Origin of the sequence: Frigoribacterium sp. UYMn621 (genome assembly GCF_040549525.1) — a bacterium.
In the GTDB taxonomy this organism is placed as follows: Bacteria; Actinomycetota; Actinomycetes; order Actinomycetales; family Microbacteriaceae; genus Lacisediminihabitans.
The window spans coordinates 1-1,402 of record NZ_JBEPTM010000048.1 but is presented as its reverse complement, the minus strand read 5'-3'; the positions used below and the strand labels follow the sequence as shown (position 1 = coordinate 1,402).

Genomic DNA, 1,402 nt, shown 5'->3' with positions numbered 1-1,402 from the left:
CCCAAGTAGTGGTGTAACTGCTGATCCTTCGTTTCAGGCGCTGAGGGCCATGATCGTGTCGGTGTTCACCTCGCTTCCGGTGTCGGCAACTGCTCGCATTCGGGAGCGGGCAAGGATATCGAGTCCGAGGTAGCGGCGTCCTTCAGCCCACTCGTCGGTTTGCTCCGCGAGGACCCCTCCGACGAGGCGAATGATCGCGTCCCGGTTGGGGAAGATGCCGACGGAGTCGGTGCGGCGGCGGATCTCGCGGTTCAGTCTCTCGTTGGGGTTGTTAGACCAGATCTGCTGCCACAGGTCTTTCGGAAACGTCGTGAAGGCGAGGATGTCGGCCCGGGCGGCGTCGAGGTGTTCGGCGACCGCGGGGAGTTTCTCGGCCACGTAGTCCAGGGTCCTGTCGAATTGCGCGTTGACTGCTGCGGCGTCGGGTTGGTCATAGACCGAATGGAGCATCGCTTTCACGGCCGGCCACATGGCCTTCGGTGTGACGCTCATGAGGTTCGCGGCGTAGTGGGTGCGGCAGCGTTGCCAGCCGGCTCCGGGGAGGTTCGCGGCGATCGCGTCCTTCAAGCCCGCGTGGGCGTCGGAGGTGATCAGCTGAACCCCGGTCAGCCCGCGGGCGATGAGGTCGGCGAAGAACGCGTTCCATGCCGACCCGCTCTCGCTCGTGGCGACCTGCAGACCTAACACTTCACGGCGCCCGTCCGCGTTGACCCCCGTGGCGACGAGGACGACGGTGTTGATGACCCGGCCGCCTTCACGCACTTTCATGGTCAGCGCATCGGCGGCGACGAAGGTGAACGGTCCCGCCTCGGCCAGGGACCGGTGTCGGAACTGGTTGACGTTCTCGTCAAGATCCGCCGCCATCCTGGAGACCTGCGATTTCGACAAGGAATGGATCCCGAGGGTCTTGACGAGCTTGTCCATCCGGCGGGTCGAAACACCAGCGAGGTAGCAGTCCGCGATCACTGTGATCAGGGCCGCCTCTGACCGTTTTCGTCGCTCGAGGAGCCACTCTGGGAAGTAGGTGCCGGAGCGCAGCTTGGGGACGGCGACATCGATCGAACCAGCACGAGTATCGAGCTGGCGGTGTCGGTAACCATTACGGTGCGTGATGCGGGTCTCGGAGCGTTCACCCCATTCCGCACCGACGACAGCATCAGCGTCAGCCGAGAGGAGGGCGTTGATCATCGTCTGCAGCAGGTGCCGCATCAGATCCGGAGACGCGTCGGACAGGGCTTCACCGAGAACGGTCGCGGGGTCGACAATATGTGGAGCGGTCATCGTGATGATGCCTTTCGAGTGGGATGTGAGAGTTTCCTCGAAGGATCACACGGTGGCCGCGCCCACGTCGTCACCGACGCGGCAAGCCACCGTGAGTTACACCACTATGCGGGACGTGACC

Annotated in this window: 1 protein-coding gene; it reads right to left on the bottom strand. The window is 63.8% G+C overall.

Features of this window, described 5'->3' with window-relative positions; all coding sequences use genetic code 11:
• Positions 1–33: 33 nt before the first annotated feature.
• Entirely contained in the window at positions 34–1,281 is a 1,248-nt protein-coding gene (locus ABIB54_RS17820) for an IS256 family transposase (RefSeq protein ID WP_354576872.1), read from the bottom strand.
• Between the last annotated feature and the right edge of the window lie 121 nt (positions 1,282–1,402).